The sequence below is a fragment of the Haemophilus haemolyticus genome, assembly GCF_003493685.1.
GTDB lineage: Bacteria > Pseudomonadota > Gammaproteobacteria > Enterobacterales > Pasteurellaceae > Haemophilus > Haemophilus haemolyticus_O.
This window is the reverse complement of record NZ_QQJW01000006.1, coordinates 1-21,857: the sequence shown is the minus strand read 5'-3', so window position 1 is coordinate 21,857 and position 21,857 is coordinate 1. Positions and strand designations below refer to the sequence as shown.

Here is a 21,857-nt window from a genome sequence, read left to right as displayed (position 1 = left end):
AAGTGCGGTCAAAATCGCATTTATTTTGACCGCACTTGGTTGATTAAAATTAAAAGCCTTCTTTTAAGCTTACTGTTAAGTTAAATACCAAATGTTCGGGACGGCTATCTTTACTATCCGCACAGAAATAACCTTCACGTTCAAATTGATAACCTTTCTCTGCTTCTGCAGCAGCCAAGCTTTGTTCAACAAAACCATGTTTTACCACGAGAGAATGTGGATTTAACACGCTTTCGATATCATCTTCAGCACCTGGATTTGGCACAGTAAATAAGCGATCATACAAACGGAATTCAGCTGGATGATTATGTACTGCAGAAACCCAGTGAATGACACCTTTTACTTTACGGCCATCTGCTGGATTTTTACCTAACGTTTCAGGATCGTAAGTACAGAAGATCGTGGTGATTTCACCATTTGCATCTTTTTCGACACGTTCAGCTTTAATCACGTAAGCGTTGCGCAAGCGCACTTCTTTACCCAATACTAAGCGTTTATATTGTTTGTTTGCTTCTTCACGGAAGTCTGCGCGATCAATATAAAGCTCTTTCGTAAACGGTAATTGACGCTCCCCTAATTCAGGGCGATTTGGGTGATTTGGTGCCGTTAAGGTTTCTTCACCTTCAAAGTTTTCAATCACGACACGAACAGGATCAATCACCGCCATTGCGCGTGATGCATTTTCATTTAAATCTTCACGAATACATGCTTCAAGTGCTGAATACTCTACGACATTATCTTGTTTAGTCACCCCAATACGGCGACAAAATTCACGTAACGAAGCAGGGGTATAACCACGACGACGTAAACCAGAAATTGTTGGCATACGAGGATCGTTCCAACCGTCCACAATGCCGTCATTCACTAATTTCAATAACTTACGTTTAGACGTTAACGTGCCTTCTAAATTTAAACGTGAGAATTCATACTGATGCGGTAATGGACGCTCAATACTAATATTTTCCAACACCCAGTCATATAAACGACGGTTATCTTGGAATTCTAATGTACAGATCGAATGAGTAATACGCTCGATTGCATCAGAGATACAATGAGTAAAATCGTACATTGGATAAATGCACCATTTGTCACCTGTTTGGTGATGGCTAGCGAATTTAATACGATAAAGCACGGGATCACGCATGACCATAAATGGCGATGCCATATCAATTTTTGCACGTAAACTTGCTTTACCCTCTGCAAACTCACCGTTCTTCATTTTTTCAAATAAAGCTAAGTTTTCCTCAATAGTGCGGTCACGATATGGGCTGTTTTTACCCGGCTCGGTTAACGTACCACGATATTCACGCATTTCTTCTGGAGAAAGCTCATCCACATAAGCCAAGCCTTTTTTAATCAATTCAATCGCATAGCCATAAAGCGCATCGAAGTAATCAGATGCATAACGCGGTTCCCCTTCCCATTTAAAACCTAACCATTCCACATCCGCTTTGATGGAATCTACATATTCCACGTCTTCTTTTACAGGGTTGGTATCATCAAAACGTAGGTTACATAAACCTTGATATTCTTTGGCTAAGCCAAAGTTTAAACAAATTGATTTTGCGTGACCAATATGCAAATAGCCGTTCGGCTCAGGCGGAAAACGGGTATGCACATTACTGTGTTTACCCGAAGCTAAATCTTCATCAATAATTTGGGTAATAAAATTGTGAGTGCGGGTATTTTCTGCACTTTCTAGAATTTCTGTATTGCTCATAACTTTCTCATAAATAGAAAAAATAATTTTGCCATTCTATACGAAAAGCAAGGCTTTGTGAATTTGATCCCAAAACTAACCGCACTTTCTATTTAATAACTTATGACTTTTTCAGCATTTTTTGTTTAACAGCAAGATTTTTCGTGCAAAAAATAGAATAAATCATTACAATGCCGTCCTTTTATGAACAATCGTTCAGTGGTTTGTTTTATAATTGGGGTCGCAAGGGAATAATTTTGTAAAACACAAAAGTACGGTTAAAATCATCCGCACTTTCCACTCATTTTCGTAAGAAGGAAAACTCAATGTTTAAAATGAAAAATATCACGCTTGCTTTGTTGATGTCTGGTGCATTAGTGGGATGTGCCAATATTGGCGATTCTTATCAAGCTAGCCTTGAAGATTACAAGCAATATGAAGAAATTACCAAGCAATATAATGTAAAAGAAAATTGGTGGTCATTATATAACGATGCGCAATTAAATCGCGTAGTAGAACAAGCATTAATAAACAACAAAGATTTAGCTAAAGCAGCTGTGGCAGTAAACCGTGCGCTTTATAGTGCAAATTTAGTGGGTGCAAATTTAGTGCCTGCATTTAATGGCTCAACTTCATCTGCGGCACAACGTCGAGTTGATACAAGTGCAAACTCTGCCATTTCACACAAAGGTTCTTTAAATGTGAGCTATACATTGGATCTTTGGCAACGTTTAGCCAATGCCGCTGATGCTGCGGAATGGTCGCACAAAGCAAGCGCAGAAGACATGGAATCTGCTCGTTTATCATTAATCAATTCTGTGGTAACAACTTATTATCAAATTGCTTATTTAAATGATGCAATTAGCACAACCAACGAAACGATCAACTATTACACTGATATTGGCAATATTATGCAAACGCGTTTAGCACAAGGGGTGGCTGATGCGGTCAGCGTTGATCAAGCCCAACAAGCAGTATTAACGGCGCGTAATAACAAATTAAATTTTGAAACCCAACGCAAAACAGCAGAACAAACGCTACGTAATCTTCTTAACCTAAAACCAAGTGATACGTTAAATATCACGTTCCCTCATATTATGAATGTGAAAACAGCTGGGGTGAACTTAAATGTACCAGTCTCTGTGATTGCAAATCGCCCTGATGTAAAAGCAGCACAATTCCGTTTAAGCAGTGCATTCAAAAATGCGAAAGCAACTCAAAAAAGCTGGTTCCCAGAGGTTAATCTAGGTGGAAGTCTATCTTCAACAGCAAGTACTGTTGGCACGGCGTTACACAATCCTGTGGCTGCAGGCACGGTCGGAATTAGCTTGCCATTCTTAAATTGGAACAGCGTAAAATGGAACGTTAAAATTTCTGAAGCGGATTATGAAACCGCACGTTTAAATTACGAACAACGTATTACCACCGCTCTCAATAATGTGGATACCAACTACTTTGCCTTTACCCAAGCGCAAAGCACATTAAGGAATTTACAGCAAACCCATAGTTACAATCAGCGTATCACGCAATATTATCGAAATCGCTATAATGCGGGCGTATCAGAATTGCGTGAATGGTTAGTTGCAGCCAATACGGAAAAATCATCACAACTTGCAATTTTGAATGCAAAATATCAAGTGTTGCAAAGTGAAAATGCGGTATATAGCTCAATGGCGGGATATTACTCTCGTTAATAAAACCAAACATAGGGCGTTTTTAAGCGCCCTTTTTAATATTACACTCCTCACTTAGGGTATAAACCTTACCAATAAATATTCCTAAAAATGAAAAAACAACTTACTTTTTATTTTATTCGTCATGGCCGCACTGTTTGGAACGAACAAGGATTAATGCAAGGCAGTGGAGATTCTCCATTAACAGAAGAAGGCATTCAAAGTGCGGTAAAAACTGGGCAAGCTTTACAAAATGTCGATTTTATTGCGGCCTATTCGAGCTGTTTACAACGTACTATTGACACAGCCAATTATATTATTGGCGATCGAGACATTCCCTTATTCCAACATCGTGGATTAAATGAACATTATTTTGGTAGTTGGGAAGGAACAAATGTGGAACTGATCCGACCTTTGCCAGAATTCCAACAAATGATTAATGATCCTGCAAACTATAAAGCTGAATCGAATGGTGGAGAAACTTATGAACAACTAGCCAAACGAGCCATATCAGCTTTACAAGATATTATTAAGATTCATCAAGAAGGGAATATTTTAGTGGTATCGCATGGCCATACCTTGCGTCTATTGATTGCTTTACTCAATGGCACAACTTGGCAAAATCACCGAGATAAAGACAAATCAGTATCTTTATTAAATACTGCTATTAGCATCATGCATTATGACAGTAAAAAAGGCTTTAGCCTTGAAAAACTAAATGACACAACGCATTTACAATAGATAAAAAAAAGCCCCTAAATCATTAGGGGCATCAAAAAGGAATTTATGAATAAAATCTCTAAAGTTTAGCTTTATCAAAGGAATCTCGATAAAACAGGGTCATTATATTGACTAATCTAAAGAATAGCAAGAGAAATCTTTACATTTCTTTACAAATCTTTACGTTTCTTTACAGATCTTTACATTTCAACATTTCGATAATTACTTGGACAGTCTTTTCCATGCCTTGTAAAGAAACTAACTCGTGTTTACTATGGAAATTATAGCCACCAGTAAAAATATTTGGGCATGCTAAACCTTTAGAGGCTAAAAATGCCCCATCTGTACCGCCTCGAATCGGCTTATGATTTGGTTTAACCCCTACCGCTTTCATTGCGCGATCAGCAAGTTCAATTGATTGAGGAACATTTTTTACCACATCATACATATTTTGGTAGCTATCTTGAATTTCTAACTCAATAGGCTTTTTCAAACCTTTCTTAGCATTAAATTTTTCCACCTGACTTTTAATAAAAGCTTTTCTTTGTGCGAAATTCTGCTCATCAAAATCACGAATCAAATAAGTGAGCTCTACTTGCTCAATATCGCCACAAAAATCTTCTAAATGATAAAAGCCCGCTTTCCCATCCGTTTTTTCTGGGACTTCATCAACAGGAAAAACTTGCTGAAATTCACAAGCTAAAGTCAGTGCATTCATCATTTTTCCTTTTGCGTAACCGGGATGAATACTCCGCCCGAAAAACCGCACTTTTGCCGTTGCAGCATTAAAGTTTTCGTATTCTAATTCCCCTACTTCTCCCCCATCAATGGTATATGCCCAATCACAGGAAAACTTTTCCATTGGGAAATAATGGATTCCCAAACCAATTTCTTCATCAGGCGTAAAAGCAACGCGAATATTGCAATGAGGAATATTCTCTTTCTGAAGAATGGAAAGTGCGGTCATAATTTCTGCAATTCCCGCTTTATTATCCGCCCCAAGCAAAGTGGTTCCATCGGCAACAATCAGAGTCTGTCCTACCAATTTTTGCATAAAAGAATAATAAACAGGACTAATAAACTCCTCGCCAATACCTAATGCAATATCTCCGCCACGATATTGCTCTATCACTTCAGGCCGTACATTTTTACCACTACATTGCGGAGATGTGTCAAGATGCGCAATTAAACCAATGGTTTTCGTTAAGTTAGGATCATTAGCGGGTAAAAATGCTGTCACAACCGCGTATTTACTTACTTCAACATTCTCTAAACCAAGTTGGATGAGCTCTTTTTGCAACTGTATAGCTAACTTCATTTGCCCGACAGAGCTGGGAGAATGCTTAGCGTTAGGTTTTGATTGGGTATCAAAAGACACATAATGTAAAAATCGTTCTAAAAGTTCTGTTTTATCTATTTGAGAAATCATATTCTCGCTCCTTTTAAAAATATCTTTTTTAGTTTAACGAGAAAAATAGAAAACACCTTGATATATAACAATATTTATAAGATTAATGAGGTAAAATTCATCGAAAGTGCGGTTAAATTTCTCGTTATTTTTATTAATGGCAGTTTTTTTACTTTCTAAGGCATTAAGTCCTTTTAATTATTAACAATTCACTATATCATAGGCGTCTATTTTTATATGTCGCCCCTGCAGTCTTGCAGGTTTTATTTCTACTCAGTACCAAATCATTGGTGAAATTAGGGAGAAAACCAAAGCTAGTGGAAAATCAGCTTCAAAACAAGCCTATTATTGAGCTTCGTTCAATCAAAAAATCCTATGGTTCTAACACTATTATTAACGATTTCAATCTTACAATTAATAACGGTGAATTTGTCACTATTCTCGGCCCTTCAGGCTGTGGTAAGACCACAGTTTTGCGCTTACTTGCAGGCTTAGAAGAATTGGATTCAGGTAGCATTATTTTAGATGGTGAAGATATCACCAATGTGCCAGCGGAAAAACGTCATATTAATACGGTATTCCAAAGCTATGCGCTATTTCCACATATGACAATTTTTGAGAACGTGGCTTTTGGTTTGCGTATGCAAAAAGTATCAAACGACGAAATTAAAGCGCGTGTTTTAGAAGCCTTGCGTATGGTACAGCTAGAAGAAATGGCAGATCGTAAGCCAACCCAACTTTCTGGCGGACAACAACAACGTATTGCCATCGCTCGCGCCGTAGTAAATAAACCAAAAGTGTTGTTACTTGATGAGTCTTTATCTGCATTGGATTACAAATTGCGTAAACAAATGCAAAATGAGCTCAAAATGTTACAACGTCAGCTTGGCATTACCTTTATTTTCGTCACCCACGATCAAGAGGAAGCAATTACAATGTCTGATCGCATCGTGTTGTTACGTAAAGGTAAAATCGCACAAGATGGTTCTCCACGTGAAATCTATGAAGATCCAGCTAACTTATTCGTTGCTCGTTTCATTGGCGAAATTAACGTATTTGAAGCAACGGTGATTGAACGTAAGTCTGAACAAGTTGTACTAGCTAATGTTGAAGGTCGAGTTTGTGATATTTATACAGACATGCCTGTTGAGAAAGATCAAAAACTTCAAGTACTCCTTCGCCCTGAAGATATTGTGATTGAAGAATTAGATGAAAATGAACATTCTAAAGCAATTATCGGCCACATTGTTGACCGCACTTATAAAGGAATGACATTAGAATCAACGGTAGAGTTTGATCATAACGGAATGCGTGTTCTCGTAAGTGAATTCTTTAACGAAGACGATCCACATATGGATCATAGCGTAGGTCAACGCGTAGGCATCACATGGCATGAAGGCTGGGAGGTTGTTCTCAACGATGAAGATAATCAATAATAAATTCCAGAAAATTACTGTTGCGATTATCTTCAGTTGGCTCATCTTCTTTGTGTTGATTCCAAACTTATTGGTATTCGCCGTAAGTTTTCTGACTAGAGACGGTAGCGACTTTTACGCTTTCCCAATCACCATTGAAAACTACACAAACTTGTTTAATCCGCTTTATGCACAAGTTGTGTGGAATTCATTGTATATGTCGGGCATAGCTACCATTATTTGCTTATTAGTTGGCTATCCATTTGCTTTCATGATGAGCAAAATTAATCCTAAATATCGACCGCTCTTATTGTTCCTTGTGGTTTTACCATTCTGGACAAACTCGTTGATCCGTATTTATGGAATGAAAGTGTTTCTCGGTGTGAAAGGTGTGCTTAATACCATGTTGATGGACATGGGAATTTTGAGTGAACCAATTCGCATTTTGAATACAGAAATTGCGGTAATCATTGGCTTAGTTTATTTACTATTGCCATTTATGATTTTGCCACTCTACTCTGCGGTTGAAAAATTAGACGGTCGCTTATTAGAGGCTGCAAGAGATTTAGGTGCAAATGCATTCCAACGTTTCTTCCGTGTCATTTTACCACTAACCATGCCAGGCATTATCGCGGGGTGTTTATTAGTATTATTACCGGCAATGGGTATGTTCTACGTAGCCGACTTACTTGGCGGAGCAAAAGTATTGCTTGTTGGTAACGTAATTAAGAGCGAATTCTTAATTTCCCGTAACTGGCCATTTGGTTCTGCAATCAGTATTGGTTTAACTGTTCTAATGGCATTATTGATTTTCGTGTACTACCGCGCGAACAAACTATTGAATAAGAAAGTGGAGTTAGAATAATGAGTCGTTTACTACGTAATGCATTTATGTTTGTGGTATACGCTTATTTGTATATCCCAATTATTATTTTGGTCACTAATTCCTTTAACGAAGATCGTTATGGTTTAAGTTGGAAAGGCTTTAGCTGGAACTGGTATGAGCGTTTATTTAATAACGATACCTTAATACAAGCCGCGATTCATTCGGTAACTATTGCATTTTTTGCGGCTACTCTAGCTACTATTGTAGGTGGATTAACGGCAATCGCACTTTACCGCTATCGATTCCGCGGTAAACAAGCGGTAAGCGGTATGTTATTTATCGTTATGATGTCACCAGATATTGTAATGGCAGTATCTTTACTTGCATTATTTATGATTGTGGGTATTTCATTAGGTTTCTGGTCTTTATTACTGGCTCATGTGACCTTCTGTTTACCGTATGTGACCGTAACTATCTTCTCTCGCTTAAATGGCTTTGATTCTAGAATGTTAGAAGCGGCAAAAGACTTAGGTGCAAGCGAAGTGACCATTTTACGTAAAATTATCCTTCCTTTAGCATTACCTGCAGTTGTATCTGGTTGGTTATTAAGTTTCACTATTTCATTAGATGATGTTGTGGTTTCATCATTCGTCAGTGGCGTAAGTTATGAAATCTTACCATTGAGAATATTCTCTTTAGTGAAAACTGGTGTAACACCTGAAGTTAATGCTTTAGCAACGATTATGATCGTGCTTTCACTGGCTCTTGTCGTTTTAAGCCAGCTAATTACACGAAAAAATAACCATTAAGAAACAAAAGGTTTCACAAACCTTTGAATTTAAAATAGAATACGCCTTGACGCACAATCAAGGCGTTTTTTTATGCCTGTCATTCGGCAGGTGGTTTTTTTACGACTCTTTACGGAGAACAAACAAAAATGAAAAAATTCGCAGGTTTAATTACTGCAGGCTTAGTAACTGCAACTTTAACTGCTTGTAATGATAAAGATGCTAAGCAAGAAACTACAAAGGCTCCAGCTACTGCTAATGACACTGTGTATCTCTACACTTGGACAGAATATGTGCCTGATGGTCTTTTAGATGACTTCACAAAAGAAACAGGTATTAAAGTTATTGTTGCAAGTTTAGAATCAAACGAAACAATGTACGCTAAACTCAAAACTCAAGGCGAGTCTGGTGGCTATGATGTTATCGCACCTTCTAACTACTTCGTGTCTAAAATGGCACGCGAAGGAATGTTAAAAGAACTTGATCACAGCAAATTACCTGTTATTAAAGAATTAGATCCTGATTGGCTCAATAAACCTTATGATAAAGGTAACAAATACTCTCTTCCACAATTATTAGGTGCACCAGGTATTGCATTCAATACCAACACTTATAAAGGTGCTCAATTCACTTCTTGGGCTGACTTGTGGAAACCAGAATTTGCAAACAAAGTTCAGTTATTAGACGATGCGCGCGAAGTATTCAACATCGCTTTATTGAAAATTGGTCAAGATCCAAATACTCAAGATCCAGCCATTATCAAACAAGCCTATGAAGAATTGTTGAAACTACGTCCAAACGTACTTTCTTTCAATTCCGATAACCCTGCGAACTCTTTCATCTCAGGTGAAGTTGAAGTTGGTCAATTATGGAATGGTTCTGTACGTATTGCTAAAAAAGAAAAAGCACCTTTAGACATGGTATTCCCGAAAGAAGGTCCTGTACTTTGGGTTGATACTTTAGCAATTCCTAAAACCGCTAAAAACCCAGATGGTGCACATAAACTTATTAACTATATGTTAGGCGCTAAAGCTGCAGAAAAATTAACCTTAGCAATTGGCTATCCAACAGCTAACTTAGAAGCGAAAAAAGCATTACCAAAAGAAATCACTGAAGATCCAGCGATTTATCCACCAGCTGATGTATTAAAAAATAGCCACTGGCAAGATGACGTTGGCGATGCAATTCAATTCTATGAACAATATTATCAAGAATTAAAAGCAGCTAAATAATCTACAATCCAAAAGTGCGGATAAATTTCCCCGCACTTTTCTATTCGAGATAAGTATAAAAATAGCCGCACTGATATTAAAGTGCGGCTATTTTATTAACTATTTTTTACTTCTGAACTGTTGCTAAAAATTCTTTACGTGTATCTCTATCTTCTAAGAATACGCCACCATAAGCAGATGTGACAGTATAACTATTTGTATCTCTAATACCACGCGCTTTTACGCAGAAATGGGTCGCTTTCACATATACCGCGACATCATCCGTCTCAAGAATTGTTTGAAATGCTGTCAAAAGTTGCTCTGTCAAGCGCTCTTGAACCTGTGGACGCTGAGCAAAAAATGAAACAATACGATTAATTTTAGAAAGACCAATCACCCAATCTTTTGGATAGTACGCCACACAAACTTTACCATCAATCGTAACAAAATGATGTTCACAAGTGCTTGTTAGCGTGATGTCATTCACTTGTACCATTTCGCTGACTTTCATTTGATTTTTGATTTTCGTCATTTTAGGAAAATTCGCATAATCCATTCCACTAAAAATCTCATCAATAAACATTTTAGCTAAACGATTTGGCGTTTCTTCCAAACTATCATCTCGCAAATCTAATCCAATCAGCTTTATCACTTCATGCATATGTTTTGCAATGCTTTCTCGACGTTCATCTTTAGCCTGAGTTGGATCAATCATAGGTGTTTCAATACCTTTTTCAATCAAGGCATTTCTTACATTCAGTGCATCCAGTGAAATTTTGCTCATAATAGTCTTTCCTAAAAAAATAATCGGCTATTCTAGCAAAGGATAATAGGATGGTAAAATGAGAAAAATTGCAAATTTGAATGAATTAGGCTTTAGATATAGAATAGCTGACAAATTTTATCAAATAAGGATTTTCTATGCTTACATTGGATCAAGCTCGCTCGAAAATGCTCGAACAGATTCCCTTCCCGACTCAAACTGAATACCTAAATTTACAAGAAGCCGCCAATCGAATTTGTGCAGAAAATGTTATTTCACCTATTAATGTTCCCTCTTTCGATAATTCAGCAATGGATGGTTATGCTGTACGTTTATCGGATTTACAACAATCTTTAACGATTTCGGTAGCAGGAAAATCTTTTGCAGGTAATCCATTCCAAGGGGAATGGCCATCAAAAAGTGCGGTCAGAATTATGACTGGCGCGATGATTCCTGAAGGCGCAGATGCAGTGATAATGCAAGAGCAAGTGATACTCAATGAAGACGGAACCGTCACTTTTAGTGAATTACCTAAACCAAATCAAAACATCCGTCGTATTGGCGAAGATGTAAAAAAAGGCGATGTGGTATTAGAACAAGGCGCACCACTCACCCCTGTTTCCTTGCCATTATTAGCCTCTCTAGGCATTGCAGCAGTAAAATGCTATCGCCAATTAAAAGTCGGCGTACTCTCAACTGGCGATGAACTTGTAGAAGTCGGCAAGCCATTACAAAGCGGACAAATCTATGACACTAACCGTTTCACCGTAAAATTACTGCTAGAAAAACTAAACTGTGAAGTCATTGATTTAGGACTATTACCTGATAACGAAACTGAATTTGAAAAAGCATTTATTGCCGCACAAAGCCAAGCCGATTTAGTGATTACCAGTGGCGGTGTTTCCGTTGGTGAAGCGGATTTTACTAAAGCAGTATTGGAAAAAGTAGGTCAAGTAAATTTCTGGAAAATTGCAATCAAACCGGGCAAACCATTTGCTTTTGGTAAATTAGAAAACGCTTGGTTCTGTGGTTTACCAGGCAATCCTGTTTCCGCATTAGTGACATTCTATCAGCTTGTTCAGCCACTCATTGCTAAACTGCAAGGCCAAAAACAATGGAAAAAACCACCGCACTTTTCAGCCATTGCCACAACGAATTTGAAAAAAGCACCTGGCCGTTTAGATTTCCAACGAGGCTTTTATCACATCAATGAACAAGGTCAAATTGAAGTGCAATCAGTGGGGTTCCAAGGCTCTCATCTCTTTAGCGCTTTTGTAAAAAGCAATTGTTTTATCGTTTTAGAACAAGAACGTGGCAATGTCTCTGCCGGTGAAACGGTGACGATTGAGCCTTTCAATCATTTATTAGGATAAAAAATGATCGAACTTAGTCACGAAGAAGAATTGCGTTATAACCGTCAAATTATTCTTAAAAGCGTAGATTTTGATGGGCAAGAAAAACTTAAAGCAAGCAAAATGCTGATCGTTGGGCTTGGCGGCTTAGGCTGTGCAGCCAGCCAATATCTCGCAGCAGCAGGTGTTGGAAATTTAACGCTGTTGGATTTCGACACAGTTTCGCTTTCGAATCTTCAACGACAAGTCTTGCACTGCGATGCGCGCTTGAATATGCCCAAAGTAGAATCAGCCAAAATTGCACTCAAGCAAATCAATCCACATATAAACATCGAGACAATTAATGCGAAGTTAGACGAAGAAAAACTGGCTGAAATCATTCCGCACTTTGATATTGTTTTAGATTGTACAGACAATGTGGAAATCCGTAATCAATTGGATCGCCAATGTAATCATGCAAAAATTCCTCTGATTTCAGGTGCTGCAATTCGAATGGAAGGTCAGGTTTCCGTTTTCACTTATGAACCGAATACGCCTACTTATCGTGATCTCAGCAAATTATTCGGACAAAATGTATTAAGCTGTGTGGAAGCTGGCGTGCTTGCGCCAATCGTCGGCATTGTGGGCACGATTCAAGCCTTAGAAGCAATTAAAGTGCGGTTAAAAATCGGTAAGAATTTATGTGGCCGCTTATTGATGATTGATGGTTTTTCGATGAATATCCGAGAAATTAAACTTCCAACCAATATGGAATAAAACGCTTAAAAGAGAAAGAAATTTAACCGCACTTTTTATTAGCCATAACCTTTACGACAAAACACTATGACAACAGAAATTAAAAAACTTGATCCAGATACAGCCATTGATATTGCTTACGATATTTTCTTAGAAATGGCTGGGGAAAATTTAGATCCTGCCGATATTCTTTTATTCAACTTACAATTTGAAGAACGCGGTGGTGTGGAATTTGTTGAAACCGCCGATGATTGGGAAGAAGAAATTGGTGTACTAATCGACCCAGAAGAATACGCCGAAGTGTGGGTGGGCTTAGTCAATGAGCAAGATGAAATGGATGATGTCTTTGCTAAATTCTTAATTTCTCACCGAGAAGAAGATCGCGAATTTCACGTTATTTGGAAAAAGTAACAATAACGTAAAAATAAGGGAAATCATCTGATTTCCCTTTTTCTTTTCGCTTAAAATTAACAAGCCATCAAATTGGAAAACTTGAGAAAAAAACTAACAACAACGGCGGTAATAAATTTGTCACCATACCAAAAGAAATGGCGATAGGCGTCACTTCAATTCCGCCTGATTTTTGAATAATAGGCAATGTACAATCTAATGCCGTTGCGCCTGTAATCCCAATAGCTGTAGAGCGATAATGTTGCATAAACAGTGGAATTAAAAATAAACTCAAAATTTCACGCGATAAATCATTGAAAAAGGCAATACTACCCTGCATCGGCCCCCAAGCATTTGTCAGCACAACACTTGATAAAGAATACCAACCGAATCCCGATGAAAAGGCTAAACCTTGAGTAATCGGCATACTTAGAAAAAATGCTGAAATAACGCCACCAACTAAAGAACTTAAGGTAAAAATCGCCCCCATCATTAAACCTTGCTTATTTAGCAAGACTTCTTTCAAGGAAATTCCATTATTGCGAAGCTGAATCCCAACCAAAAAGATCAAAGCAATAAGCACGTAAAGATTGGAACCATGTGGGAAATGCAACCAATCATTGCATAACCAACCTAAAACAATGCCGATAATCACCGCACTTAATAATTTAATTGAGTCTATTAACGAATGCCAACGAGATGACAATTCTCCCTGTAAGTAATTGACTGGCTTAGGCAAAGTGCGGTCATAAATAGCCAAGCCTAGGATATTACAAGTCAGAATGATAGCGGATAGCCCCAAAGCGGTCATACCAATAATCGGCAATTTTTGTTCTAAATGCTCTAATTGCCCGAGCATAAAACCCATCATAAATAAAATGATGTAAAGCAATAACATCACCATTTTATTAATAAATGCCAACGCATTTTGATTCTGTATTTTGACTAAGTAGCCCAACATCATCGGCACAAGCACGATGAGTAGTCCATTAATTATTTCTTCCATTGTATCCTTCACAAATATTACTTTTATCTCGTCTGTAAAAGTAAAGACCATTTCAATATCTAAGCACTATTTATAATATATACTTTTTATCAATCTACCAAATTCCCAATAAAAGAATATCTACGTTATGCCAGAAATAAAAAAGCGGCTGGTTAAATTTTAATTACCAGCCGCTTGATTTTATTTCTCAATAAACTTACTTATTTGCTCTTCACCTAAATGCCCAGGCACCGTTTTCTTCACATTTAAATCAGCATCTAAAAATAGATTAAACGGATAACCTCGAACATGAACACGATCAATAATTTCACCATTTTCATCTAGCAAGACTTTAATATTTTTATATTCTAGCCCTTTGTACCATTCAATAAAATCAGCGGTGTCTTTTTCGCCTTTGTGATCCGGCGAAACAATGGTAATCACTTCAAAATTGCGATCTTTTTCCGCACTTAAATCATCAATTTCAGCTAATCCTGCCAAACAAATCGGACACCAAGATGCCCACATTTTTACATACACAGGTTTGCCTTTATATTGGTTTAAAGTAACTGGCTGATTGTTTAAATCTTTGAGTTGCACGTCCGCCAAATTAGTTTGTGCAAAAGCGTTTAGGCTGAATGCCATTAGAAATATTGATAGTAGTTTTTTCATTGCTTTTTTCCTTTTATAGATTTCTTTTGTTGAGGTTATGCCTTACGAAAAATTATTCGTAATCAATAAAATACCCATCACGATAATTAAAATTCCGCCACCGATTTTAAATTTGTCTAAGTGTTTATTTAACCCTTTAGCACGTTTGAGCAAGCTGTCAGAGAAGAACGAAAACAGTACAAACGGCGTTGCCAAGCCTAAAACATAAACGAACATCATTGATGCACCGTAAAGTGCAGAGCCTTCATCGCCTGATAACGCTAACACGGAAGCCAGAATCGGACCAATACAAGGCGTCCAACCAAGGCTAAAGGTTAAACCAAGCACAAATGCCTCAAGTGCGGTTGATTTTCCTGATGTTTTTATTTCCACCAATTTTGTGCGTTCCAACAAACCAATTTTGAAAATGCCAAGTTGATGAATACCCAAAATAATCACGATAACGCCAGCAATAATGCGGGTGGTGTTACTAAATAAAATATTCCCTAAAAAGCCAAAACTAAAGCCTAAACTGACAAATGTAAGGGAAAGCCCTAAAATAAATAAAAAAGTATTTAGGACTTTTTTGCCACCTTTACTCAAAATACCAAAATAAATTGGAATAATCGGAAAAATACAAGGCGAAAGAAAAGAAGCAAGCCCCGCTAAAAATACAGTTCCAATAAGGAGTTGTTGATCTAACATCCTGCATCTCCTTATTTTTTAATTGATTGAATCAAATATCCGTATCCTGCCTTTTCCATTTCAGCTAACGGAATAAATTTAATTGATGCACTGTTAATGCAATAACGTAAACCGCCTTTATCTTTCGGACCGTCATCAAATACGTGACCCAAATGGGCATTGCCCGCACGACTTAACACCTCGGTACGTTGCATATTGAAGCTGTTGTCGGTTTCATAATGCACTACATCTTTAATGATCGGTTTCGTAAAACTTGGCCAACCACAACCTGATTCAAATTTATCATTTGAAGAGAAAACAGGCTCGCCTGTGGTAACATCAACATAAATACCAGGTTGGAAGTTATCCCAATATTCGTTACTGAAAGAGCGTTCAGTATGTTTATTTTGCGTAACGGAATATTGCAACGGTGTCAATTTCGCTTTGAGTTCTGCATCACTCGGTTTCGGATAATCTTTCTCATCAATCACAGGTTCATCTGCTTTGGTAATATCAATATGGCAATAACCATTTGGGTTTTTCTTCAAATAATCTTGATGATATTCTTCCGCTACGATGTAATTTTTAAGTGGTTGCACCTCAATTTGTACTGGTTTTTTATATTTGGTTTGAAGCTGGGCGAGAGCTTGTTCGATCACTGCTTTATCTGCCCCATCTTGATAATAAATCCCTGTGCGATATTGTCTGCCACGGTCGTTACCTTGTTTGTTTACACTCGTTGGATCAATCACTTTAAAATAATATTTAAGCAATTTATCTAATGAAATTTGGTTTGCATCGTAAGTGACTTTTACCGTTTCTGCGTGATCGGTTACACCAATCATCTGATAACTGGTTTTCTCCGTATTACCATTTGCATAGCCAGAAATCGCATCTTTCACGCCGTGAATACGCTCCATATATGCTTCCATACCCCAGAAACAGCCACCAGCAAGATAAATTTCTCGAATGTTTTGTGTATTTTCCATTGCCATTTTTTGTTCTCCAGATGATGATGTTGAATTTTGTATTGCTAAAGTTGGTGCTGCACAGCAAAGTGCGGTAATAAATAGAAATGTTTTTGATAGTTTCATTGTTTTTCCTTATGATGTGAAAATTAACGTTACATAAGGTTAGACGGCGGATAATTCGATTTCTTACAGATTTTTGTAAAATTTTTAAAGAAATTGACTGAAATCCATTGTTATAACCAATAATAAAGAGCTAAAACACACTATTTCTCCCTCTTTTCTAAGGTAAAAAATCTATATGCAATCATATTCCACTCCTTCGCTTTATCACAAAGCGATTAGTTTTATGGTATCAGCGTACTTTTCCATTACCTTGATGAATGTATTTGTCAAAACCGCTTCTCAAACAATCCCTGCCAGTGAAACCTTATTTTCACGCTTTTTAATCGGCTTGCTTTTCTTACTGCCTTTTGTGATTAAAGATCGCGATTTTAAAGTGGATACTCGTCAATGGAAATTTTTAATCCTGCGGAATGCCGCAGGTGTATCGAGTATGTTGATTAACTTTTATGTCGTGAAGTTCTTACCGCTTTCCATCGCTGTCTTATTGATGAATACCTCTGCCCTATTTATCCCGATTTTATTGCTCTTTTTCCATCAAAAAACACCACTTAATGTACTTTTGTGTAGCTTAATCGGTTTTCTTGGCGTTTCTATTATTTTACTCACCAATCACAATGGCAATATTGATCCTATTTATGTGCTGATTGGATTATCTGGTGCCGTATTGGCAGGAATGGCATTTATTGGCTTACAAGAATTAAATAAATACAACACACCCAAAAATATCGTATTTTATTTTCATCTGATTGGCACATTCATGTTACCAATCTTCTTTATTAACCAATGGAAAATCCCTAATTTATATGAGCTTGGTTTATTGCTATTAGTGGGCGGATTTGGCTTGATTTTCCAATTATTGCTCACGCGTGCTTTCAGATATGCACCCGCCAATGTTATTACCCCTTTTGCTTTCACTGGTGTGATTTTCTCTAGTGTATTCGACTGGCTCTTTTGGCATCATACACCTCATCTCTATTTTTGGTTCGGTGCAATTGTAATTGTGGGGGCAGTAAGTTTATTGGCGAAGCTGAAGAAATAAAACCTTTGAGATTATAAAATGCCGTACGGATAAGTTAGAAATACCGCTATAAAGTGCGGTCAAAATAGCGGTGTTTTTTAATACTTTCATCACTCTTAATGTGAATCTTTAAATTTCTTCATCATCATACTTAAAGTTTTGCAATTTCTTTGAAAACGACGGCAATGAGGACAAGTTAACAAATGCATTTTTAACCCCATTTTTTCTTGCAGTTCTAATGATCGCTCATGAGAATCAGAAATTATTCGAGTGGCTTGAATACAACGCATAATTTTCTCCTAAAGTTTTTTTGATAGACAATTTTGCAACTGCAAACGGGCCCGATAAAGTGTGGTATGCAAGTTGGAGGTGGTAAGCTGAGTTTCTTGACAAATTTCATCCGATGACAATTCTAAAAACTCTCGCATCATAAAAATTTTTGCCTGTTTGGCAGGTAAACAAGTCAGGCAAGTTTCAAAAATCAACCAAAACTCATCAGAATACACCGTTTCCTCTTCGCCCTGTAATTCGCTCGGATAATATTCTATTTTCCAATGGCCTGTATCATCAAAAAATGTATTAGTTGGCTGTTTATCTTCAATCTCACTTTCTAATACAAAGCGTCCTTTCTGGCGAAGGTAATCAATAATTTTATTTTTTAGAATAGCAAAAACCCAAGTTTTAAAAGCGGATTGATGTTTAAAATTCGCGAGATTGTTAAATGCACTTAAAAAGGCTTCTTGTACTAAATCCTCAGCAAGATCGGCATGGTGCAACTGTAACGTTGCAAATTTCAGCATTTGCATACGAATTTGTTGGAGTTCCGTATCAGAAATAGCATTCATTTTAATTCCTTTAAAATTTTTGTAAGAAATGAAAGAGTTTTTCGTCTAATAGCATGAAAGAAATAACTTCTTTCAATACTATTTTTACCACTTAAACAAGGAAATTTAAAATGAAAAATATTACATTCAAAAGTGCAATCTTAGGTATGGCTATGTTATTTGGTGTGACAACCGTTTATGCAGAAGAAATGAAATCTGACGCCATGCCAATGAAATCAGAACCGATGATGAATACCCCAATGAAAAAAATGATGAAATCAGATGACATGCAAATGCACTCTGACCACATGATGAAGTCTGATGAAATGGGAATGAAATCTGATATGAAAATGAAATCTGATAAAAAGATGAAATCAAATAAAAAAATGAAAATGACAAAAGAAAAAATGTAAAGAACAGTCTGTAAAAGTGCGGTAAAAAATCTCAAAAATTTTTCACCGCACTTTATTCAAATTGAAACTACGTATAGAAAAATAAATTAGTCAATCCATTTTTTTGCATTCTTTTATAGGCTATATTCTTCTCAAGATTATTTTTAACTGAATAAGAATCCTCTTGTAATCGTTTAACAACCGATTCTGAAATAATTGGGTTTAAAGCCAATTCTTTTTTAACATCAAGATCAGAATCTCTAGATAAAATATCCATTATTTCATTTGACAAATCTTCTCGTTTAGCTAACTGAGCTCGAACTTTGTAATCTCCTTGTTCAATCAATAATTTCATCGTCTTTTCTGAAATACCTTGATTTCGAACCAATGCCATTAGTACATCCTTATAATCGCTATCCCGCAGAAAACGTTCACTTCCAATTAATATTTCAGCTACTTTATCAGAAATATTTTCACGTTTTGCCAATCGAATACTGATTCTAACATTATATTTCTTTGCTAAAATATTAGAAAATTCTTCAGGAAGGTTAGGATTCTCAGCCAACCCGTTTTTCACTGGTAAAACTATTCTCTCTGAATATGAATCATTATCTGTTTTATAGCTATAATCCTCTTTCATAAAATCCTCCATAATTTCCTTAGAAATTTTAGGGTTTGAGGCTAAATTCCGTCTAACATCACTATAATTATCAGAAACTAATATTTTAGAAACTTCCTCTGTAATACTTGGATTTGAGGCTAAATTACTTCTAACATACCTATCATTATCAGAAGCTAATATTTTAGAAACTTCTTCTGTAATACTTGGGTTTGAGGCTAAATTACGTCTAACATCACTATCATTATCAGAAACTAATATTTTAGAAACTCCCTCTGTAATACTTGGATTTGAGGCTAAATTACGTCTAACATAACTATCATTATCAGAAGCTAATATTTTAGAAACTTCTTCTGTAATACTCGAGTTTGAGGCTAAATTACCTCTAACACGCCAATCATTATCAGAAACTAATATTTTAGAAACTTCTTCTGTAATACTCGAGTTTGAGGCTAAATTACTTCTAACACGCCAATCATTATCAGAAACTAATATTTTAGAAACTTCTTCTGTAATACTTGGGTTTGAGGCTAAACCTGCTCTAACATTATCATCATCGGATGATAAAATATTCATAATTTCTGTTGAAACATTTGGGCTAGCAGCTAACTTCATTCTTACATAATAGCTATCTTTTGATAAAAGTCCCTCAATATTCTTTAAAAGATATTGTTTCAATATTAATTCTTCTTTTACTGATGAATTAGGATCTTTAGCCAAGGTTACTTTACATGTTTCCGAAATATTTATATTAGCTGCTAAAATCATTCTAACATTGTCATTACTATCTATAGCAAGAATATTAGCTACATCATTTGAAATATGCTTAATTTGAGCTAATCCTTTTCTAACCTCTATGGTCTGATCTTTAGCTAATTTTATTGCAACTGCTTGCGCAAGATTAGGATTTTGAGTTAATAAGTAACGAATATACCAATATTCATCATTTGCCAAATTTTCAGAGGCTTTAGGGGAGATATTTAAGTGTTGTGCTACACTCTTTTTAATTTCCCAATCATCGTATTTAGAAAGTATTTCTGTTGCTTTTACTGAAATATTTTGATTATTAGCTAAAACCCTTCTCACTTTAAGATCATTATGCTCAGCTAATTTTTCAGAGATTTCTGGTAAAATATTTTTGTACTCTGCTAATAATTGACTTGCATAATTTCCACCGTGTTTTAACACTGCTTGCTGATTTTCTAATAAATCCATATCATTATTTTTAAATAAATCATTAACTCGAGACAATGTAGAATCATATTCGGTCAATTTATCTAATGCTAAAGCAAACGATACATTCTTATTAGAATATATAGCATTTAATAATTTATTATCAGTTAAATTTGAAGATAATTGAGCATCTAATACTTGTTTTGAACAATTTATATTTTTGAAAACAGCTTCACGAACCTCAAAAACTTCATCAATTGATAGTTCTTCAAGAATTTCTTCCGTTACATTTTCATCATTGGCTACTTTCAATCTAATCATATAATTCGGATCTTTTGCCATTTTTACCATTTGAGCAATACTTAGGCCATCATTTTTCGACGCTGGCGATAAATACAATTCATCAAATTTTTTCTCATATTCACCAACTTTATCTTTTAATGTTTTACGTAATGGTGTGGTATTACGAATCGCCTCTAATAATAACTCTTGAGTAAGTTCCCCTTGCTGAATAAAGGCTTTTTTTACGGCTTCAAAAATCGCATTTTCAATATCAGCACCCGCATAGTCTCGACATTCTTTGGCTAAGTCCTCAATATCAAATTGGCTTGCATCTTGTTTAGCTTTGACAAGATGAATTTCAATAATTTTCTTCCGCTCTTTTTTGGTTGGGAAACCTACGTAGAAAATCTCATCAAAACGCCCTTTGCGTAATAATTCAGGTGGAAGTGCGGTAATATCATTGGCAGTTGCGATAATAAATACTGGTGCAGTTTTCTCTTGTAGCCACGTTAAGAAATAACCCAATAGACGAGAGCTGACTTCAGAGGCATTGTTGCCCGTCATTCCCACAAAAGCTTTTTCGAGTTCATCTACCCATAACACGCACGGGCTAATGCTTTCCGTCATTGCCAACGCCTTACGCATATTGGTTTCGCTTTCCCCCACATATTTACCAAGCAACGAGCCAATATCTAAACGTAACAACGGTTGTTGGAATAATGCTGCAGCCGCTTTTGCGGTCAATGATTTGCCGCAACCTGGCATCCCTGCAATTAATGTCCCTTTTGGAGCTTTTACGCCAAACTCTTTTGCAGCTTGAAGATTTTTGACGATATAGCTTTGATCTTGCAACCACGCTTTCAGTTTTTCTAAACCGCCAATATCTTCAATTTCTTCATTCACCTTCACCATTTCCAACACACCACTTTTCGCAATAATTTGCTCTTTTTTCTGTTGAATTTCAGCAAGAATGACTTTTTCATTTTCTACAGTTAATTCACTATATTTATTTTTGAGTAAATTTAATAAGGGGCTGTACTAGATAACGACTAAAAATCCCATTTAGGTTAGAATAAACCAATGAGAAAAAGTCGCTTAAGTCAGCATAAACAAAATAAACTCATTGAACTGTTTGTCGCAGGTGTCACAGCAAGA

Annotated in this window: 21 protein-coding genes and 1 pseudogene; 12 read left to right on the top strand and 10 right to left on the bottom strand. The window is 36.4% G+C overall.

The window, feature by feature from the left end; translation table 11 throughout:
* Positions 1–49 precede the first annotated feature (49 nt).
* Positions 50–1,720, bottom strand: coding sequence for a glutamine--tRNA ligase (glnS, locus tag DV434_RS06205; RefSeq protein WP_118785953.1), 1,671 nt, complete (start codon positions 1,718–1,720; stop codon positions 50–52).
* A 305-nt stretch (positions 1,721–2,025) separates the two neighbouring features.
* Here glnS and tdeA point away from each other — a divergent pair, with 305 nt between their 5' ends.
* Together tdeA and DV434_RS06195 are read left to right on the top strand one after the other, a co-directional pair.
* On the top strand, positions 2,026–3,393 hold the full coding sequence (gene tdeA / locus DV434_RS06200) for a toxin/drug exporter TdeA (RefSeq protein ID WP_118785952.1): 1,368 nt from the start codon (positions 2,026–2,028) through the stop codon (positions 3,391–3,393).
* Positions 3,394–3,483: 90 nt separating this feature from the next.
* Positions 3,484–4,113, top strand: a complete 630-nt coding sequence (locus DV434_RS06195) for a histidine phosphatase family protein (protein ID WP_118785951.1) — start codon at positions 3,484–3,486, stop codon at positions 4,111–4,113.
* Positions 4,114–4,282: 169 nt separating this feature from the next.
* Here DV434_RS06195 and pepT read toward each other — a convergent pair whose 3' ends face one another.
* A complete protein-coding gene (gene pepT, locus DV434_RS06190; RefSeq protein ID WP_118785950.1) occupies positions 4,283–5,521 on the bottom strand; it encodes a peptidase T in 1,239 nt (412 codons plus the stop codon).
* Positions 5,522–5,817: 296 nt separating this feature from the next.
* Between pepT and potA the strand changes: the two genes are divergently transcribed.
* From potA to DV434_RS06170, 4 genes are all read left to right on the top strand, one after another.
* Positions 5,818–6,936 (top strand): spermidine/putrescine ABC transporter ATP-binding protein PotA, encoded by a 1,119-nt coding sequence (potA, locus tag DV434_RS06185; protein ID WP_192881519.1) that lies wholly within the window; start codon positions 5,818–5,820, stop codon positions 6,934–6,936.
* Entirely contained in the window at positions 6,920–7,780 is an 861-nt protein-coding gene (gene potB, locus DV434_RS06180; protein ID WP_118785949.1) for a spermidine/putrescine ABC transporter permease PotB, read from the top strand. Before potA ends, potB begins: the two co-directional genes overlap by 17 nt.
* Entirely contained in the window at positions 7,780–8,550 is a 771-nt protein-coding gene (gene potC, locus DV434_RS06175; RefSeq protein WP_048955133.1) for a spermidine/putrescine ABC transporter permease PotC, read from the top strand. The genes potB and potC overlap by 1 nt, the downstream gene beginning before the upstream one ends.
* A gap of 128 nt (positions 8,551–8,678) precedes the next feature.
* Positions 8,679–9,761, top strand: coding sequence for an extracellular solute-binding protein (locus DV434_RS06170; RefSeq protein WP_118785948.1), 1,083 nt, complete (start codon positions 8,679–8,681; stop codon positions 9,759–9,761).
* Between the two features lie 106 nt (positions 9,762–9,867).
* Here the strand turns inward: DV434_RS06170 and folE are convergent, their stop codons facing one another.
* Positions 9,868–10,524 carry a GTP cyclohydrolase I FolE gene (gene folE / locus DV434_RS06165; protein WP_118785947.1) on the bottom strand — a complete coding sequence of 219 codons (657 nt, stop codon included), beginning with the start codon at positions 10,522–10,524 and terminating at the stop codon, positions 9,868–9,870.
* Positions 10,525–10,661: 137 nt separating this feature from the next.
* Between folE and moeA the strand changes: the two genes are divergently transcribed.
* The 3 genes from moeA to DV434_RS06150 all read left to right on the top strand — a co-directional run bounded on the left by moeA (position 10,662) and on the right by DV434_RS06150 (position 13,001).
* Positions 10,662–11,876: a molybdopterin molybdotransferase MoeA gene (moeA, locus tag DV434_RS06160; RefSeq protein WP_118811546.1), complete on the top strand. Its 1,215-nt coding sequence runs from the start codon at positions 10,662–10,664 to the stop codon at positions 11,874–11,876.
* A gap of 3 nt (positions 11,877–11,879) precedes the next feature.
* On the top strand, positions 11,880–12,611 hold the full coding sequence (gene moeB, locus DV434_RS06155) for a molybdopterin-synthase adenylyltransferase MoeB (protein ID WP_011962122.1): 732 nt from the start codon (positions 11,880–11,882) through the stop codon (positions 12,609–12,611).
* Positions 12,612–12,677: 66 nt separating this feature from the next.
* Positions 12,678–13,001: an HI1450 family dsDNA-mimic protein gene (locus DV434_RS06150; protein WP_005628170.1), complete on the top strand. Its 324-nt coding sequence runs from the start codon at positions 12,678–12,680 to the stop codon at positions 12,999–13,001.
* 67 nt (positions 13,002–13,068) lie between these two features.
* Here DV434_RS06150 and DV434_RS10795 read toward each other — a convergent pair whose 3' ends face one another.
* The 4 genes from DV434_RS10795 to msrAB all read right to left on the bottom strand — a co-directional run bounded on the left by DV434_RS10795 (position 13,069) and on the right by msrAB (position 16,394).
* Positions 13,069–13,986 carry a LysO family transporter gene (locus DV434_RS10795; protein ID WP_192881518.1) on the bottom strand — a complete coding sequence of 306 codons (918 nt, stop codon included), beginning with the start codon at positions 13,984–13,986 and terminating at the stop codon, positions 13,069–13,071.
* A gap of 180 nt (positions 13,987–14,166) precedes the next feature.
* The gene (locus tag DV434_RS06140; RefSeq protein ID WP_118785945.1) at positions 14,167–14,637 is read right to left on the bottom strand and encodes a redoxin family protein; all 471 of its coding nucleotides are present in this window, start codon (positions 14,635–14,637) and stop codon (positions 14,167–14,169) included.
* A gap of 42 nt (positions 14,638–14,679) precedes the next feature.
* Positions 14,680–15,321 carry a cytochrome c biogenesis protein CcdA gene (locus DV434_RS06135; RefSeq protein ID WP_005628783.1) on the bottom strand — a complete coding sequence of 214 codons (642 nt, stop codon included), beginning with the start codon at positions 15,319–15,321 and terminating at the stop codon, positions 14,680–14,682.
* Between the two features lie 11 nt (positions 15,322–15,332).
* A complete protein-coding gene (msrAB, locus tag DV434_RS06130) occupies positions 15,333–16,394 on the bottom strand; it encodes a bifunctional peptide-methionine (S)-S-oxide reductase MsrA/peptide-methionine (R)-S-oxide reductase MsrB (RefSeq protein WP_118785944.1) in 1,062 nt (353 codons plus the stop codon).
* A 175-nt stretch (positions 16,395–16,569) separates the two neighbouring features.
* On the opposite strand from msrAB, the gene DV434_RS06125 reads away from it, so the two are divergent.
* On the top strand, positions 16,570–17,433 hold the full coding sequence (locus DV434_RS06125; protein WP_118785943.1) for a DMT family transporter: 864 nt from the start codon (positions 16,570–16,572) through the stop codon (positions 17,431–17,433).
* 95 nt (positions 17,434–17,528) lie between these two features.
* Here DV434_RS06125 and DV434_RS06120 read toward each other — a convergent pair whose 3' ends face one another.
* Together DV434_RS06120 and DV434_RS06115 are read right to left on the bottom strand one after the other, a co-directional pair.
* Positions 17,529–17,702, bottom strand: coding sequence for an anti-sigma factor family protein (locus tag DV434_RS06120; protein WP_048952589.1), 174 nt, complete (start codon positions 17,700–17,702; stop codon positions 17,529–17,531).
* 9 nt (positions 17,703–17,711) lie between these two features.
* Complete coding sequence (locus DV434_RS06115; RefSeq protein ID WP_118785942.1) at positions 17,712–18,257, bottom strand: sigma-70 family RNA polymerase sigma factor; 546 nt, start codon at positions 18,255–18,257, stop codon at positions 17,712–17,714.
* Between the two features lie 110 nt (positions 18,258–18,367).
* Here DV434_RS06115 and DV434_RS06110 point away from each other — a divergent pair, with 110 nt between their 5' ends.
* Complete coding sequence (locus tag DV434_RS06110; RefSeq protein WP_118785941.1) at positions 18,368–18,649, top strand: hypothetical protein; 282 nt, start codon at positions 18,368–18,370, stop codon at positions 18,647–18,649.
* A 67-nt stretch (positions 18,650–18,716) separates the two neighbouring features.
* Here DV434_RS06110 and DV434_RS11005 read toward each other — a convergent pair whose 3' ends face one another.
* A complete protein-coding gene (locus DV434_RS11005) occupies positions 18,717–21,614 on the bottom strand; it encodes an AAA family ATPase (protein WP_239992784.1) in 2,898 nt (965 codons plus the stop codon).
* 168 nt (positions 21,615–21,782) lie between these two features.
* Between DV434_RS11005 and DV434_RS06100 the strand changes: the two are divergent.
* Positions 21,783–21,857 (top strand): annotated as a pseudogene (locus DV434_RS06100) (IS1595 family transposase); the annotation flags it as partial.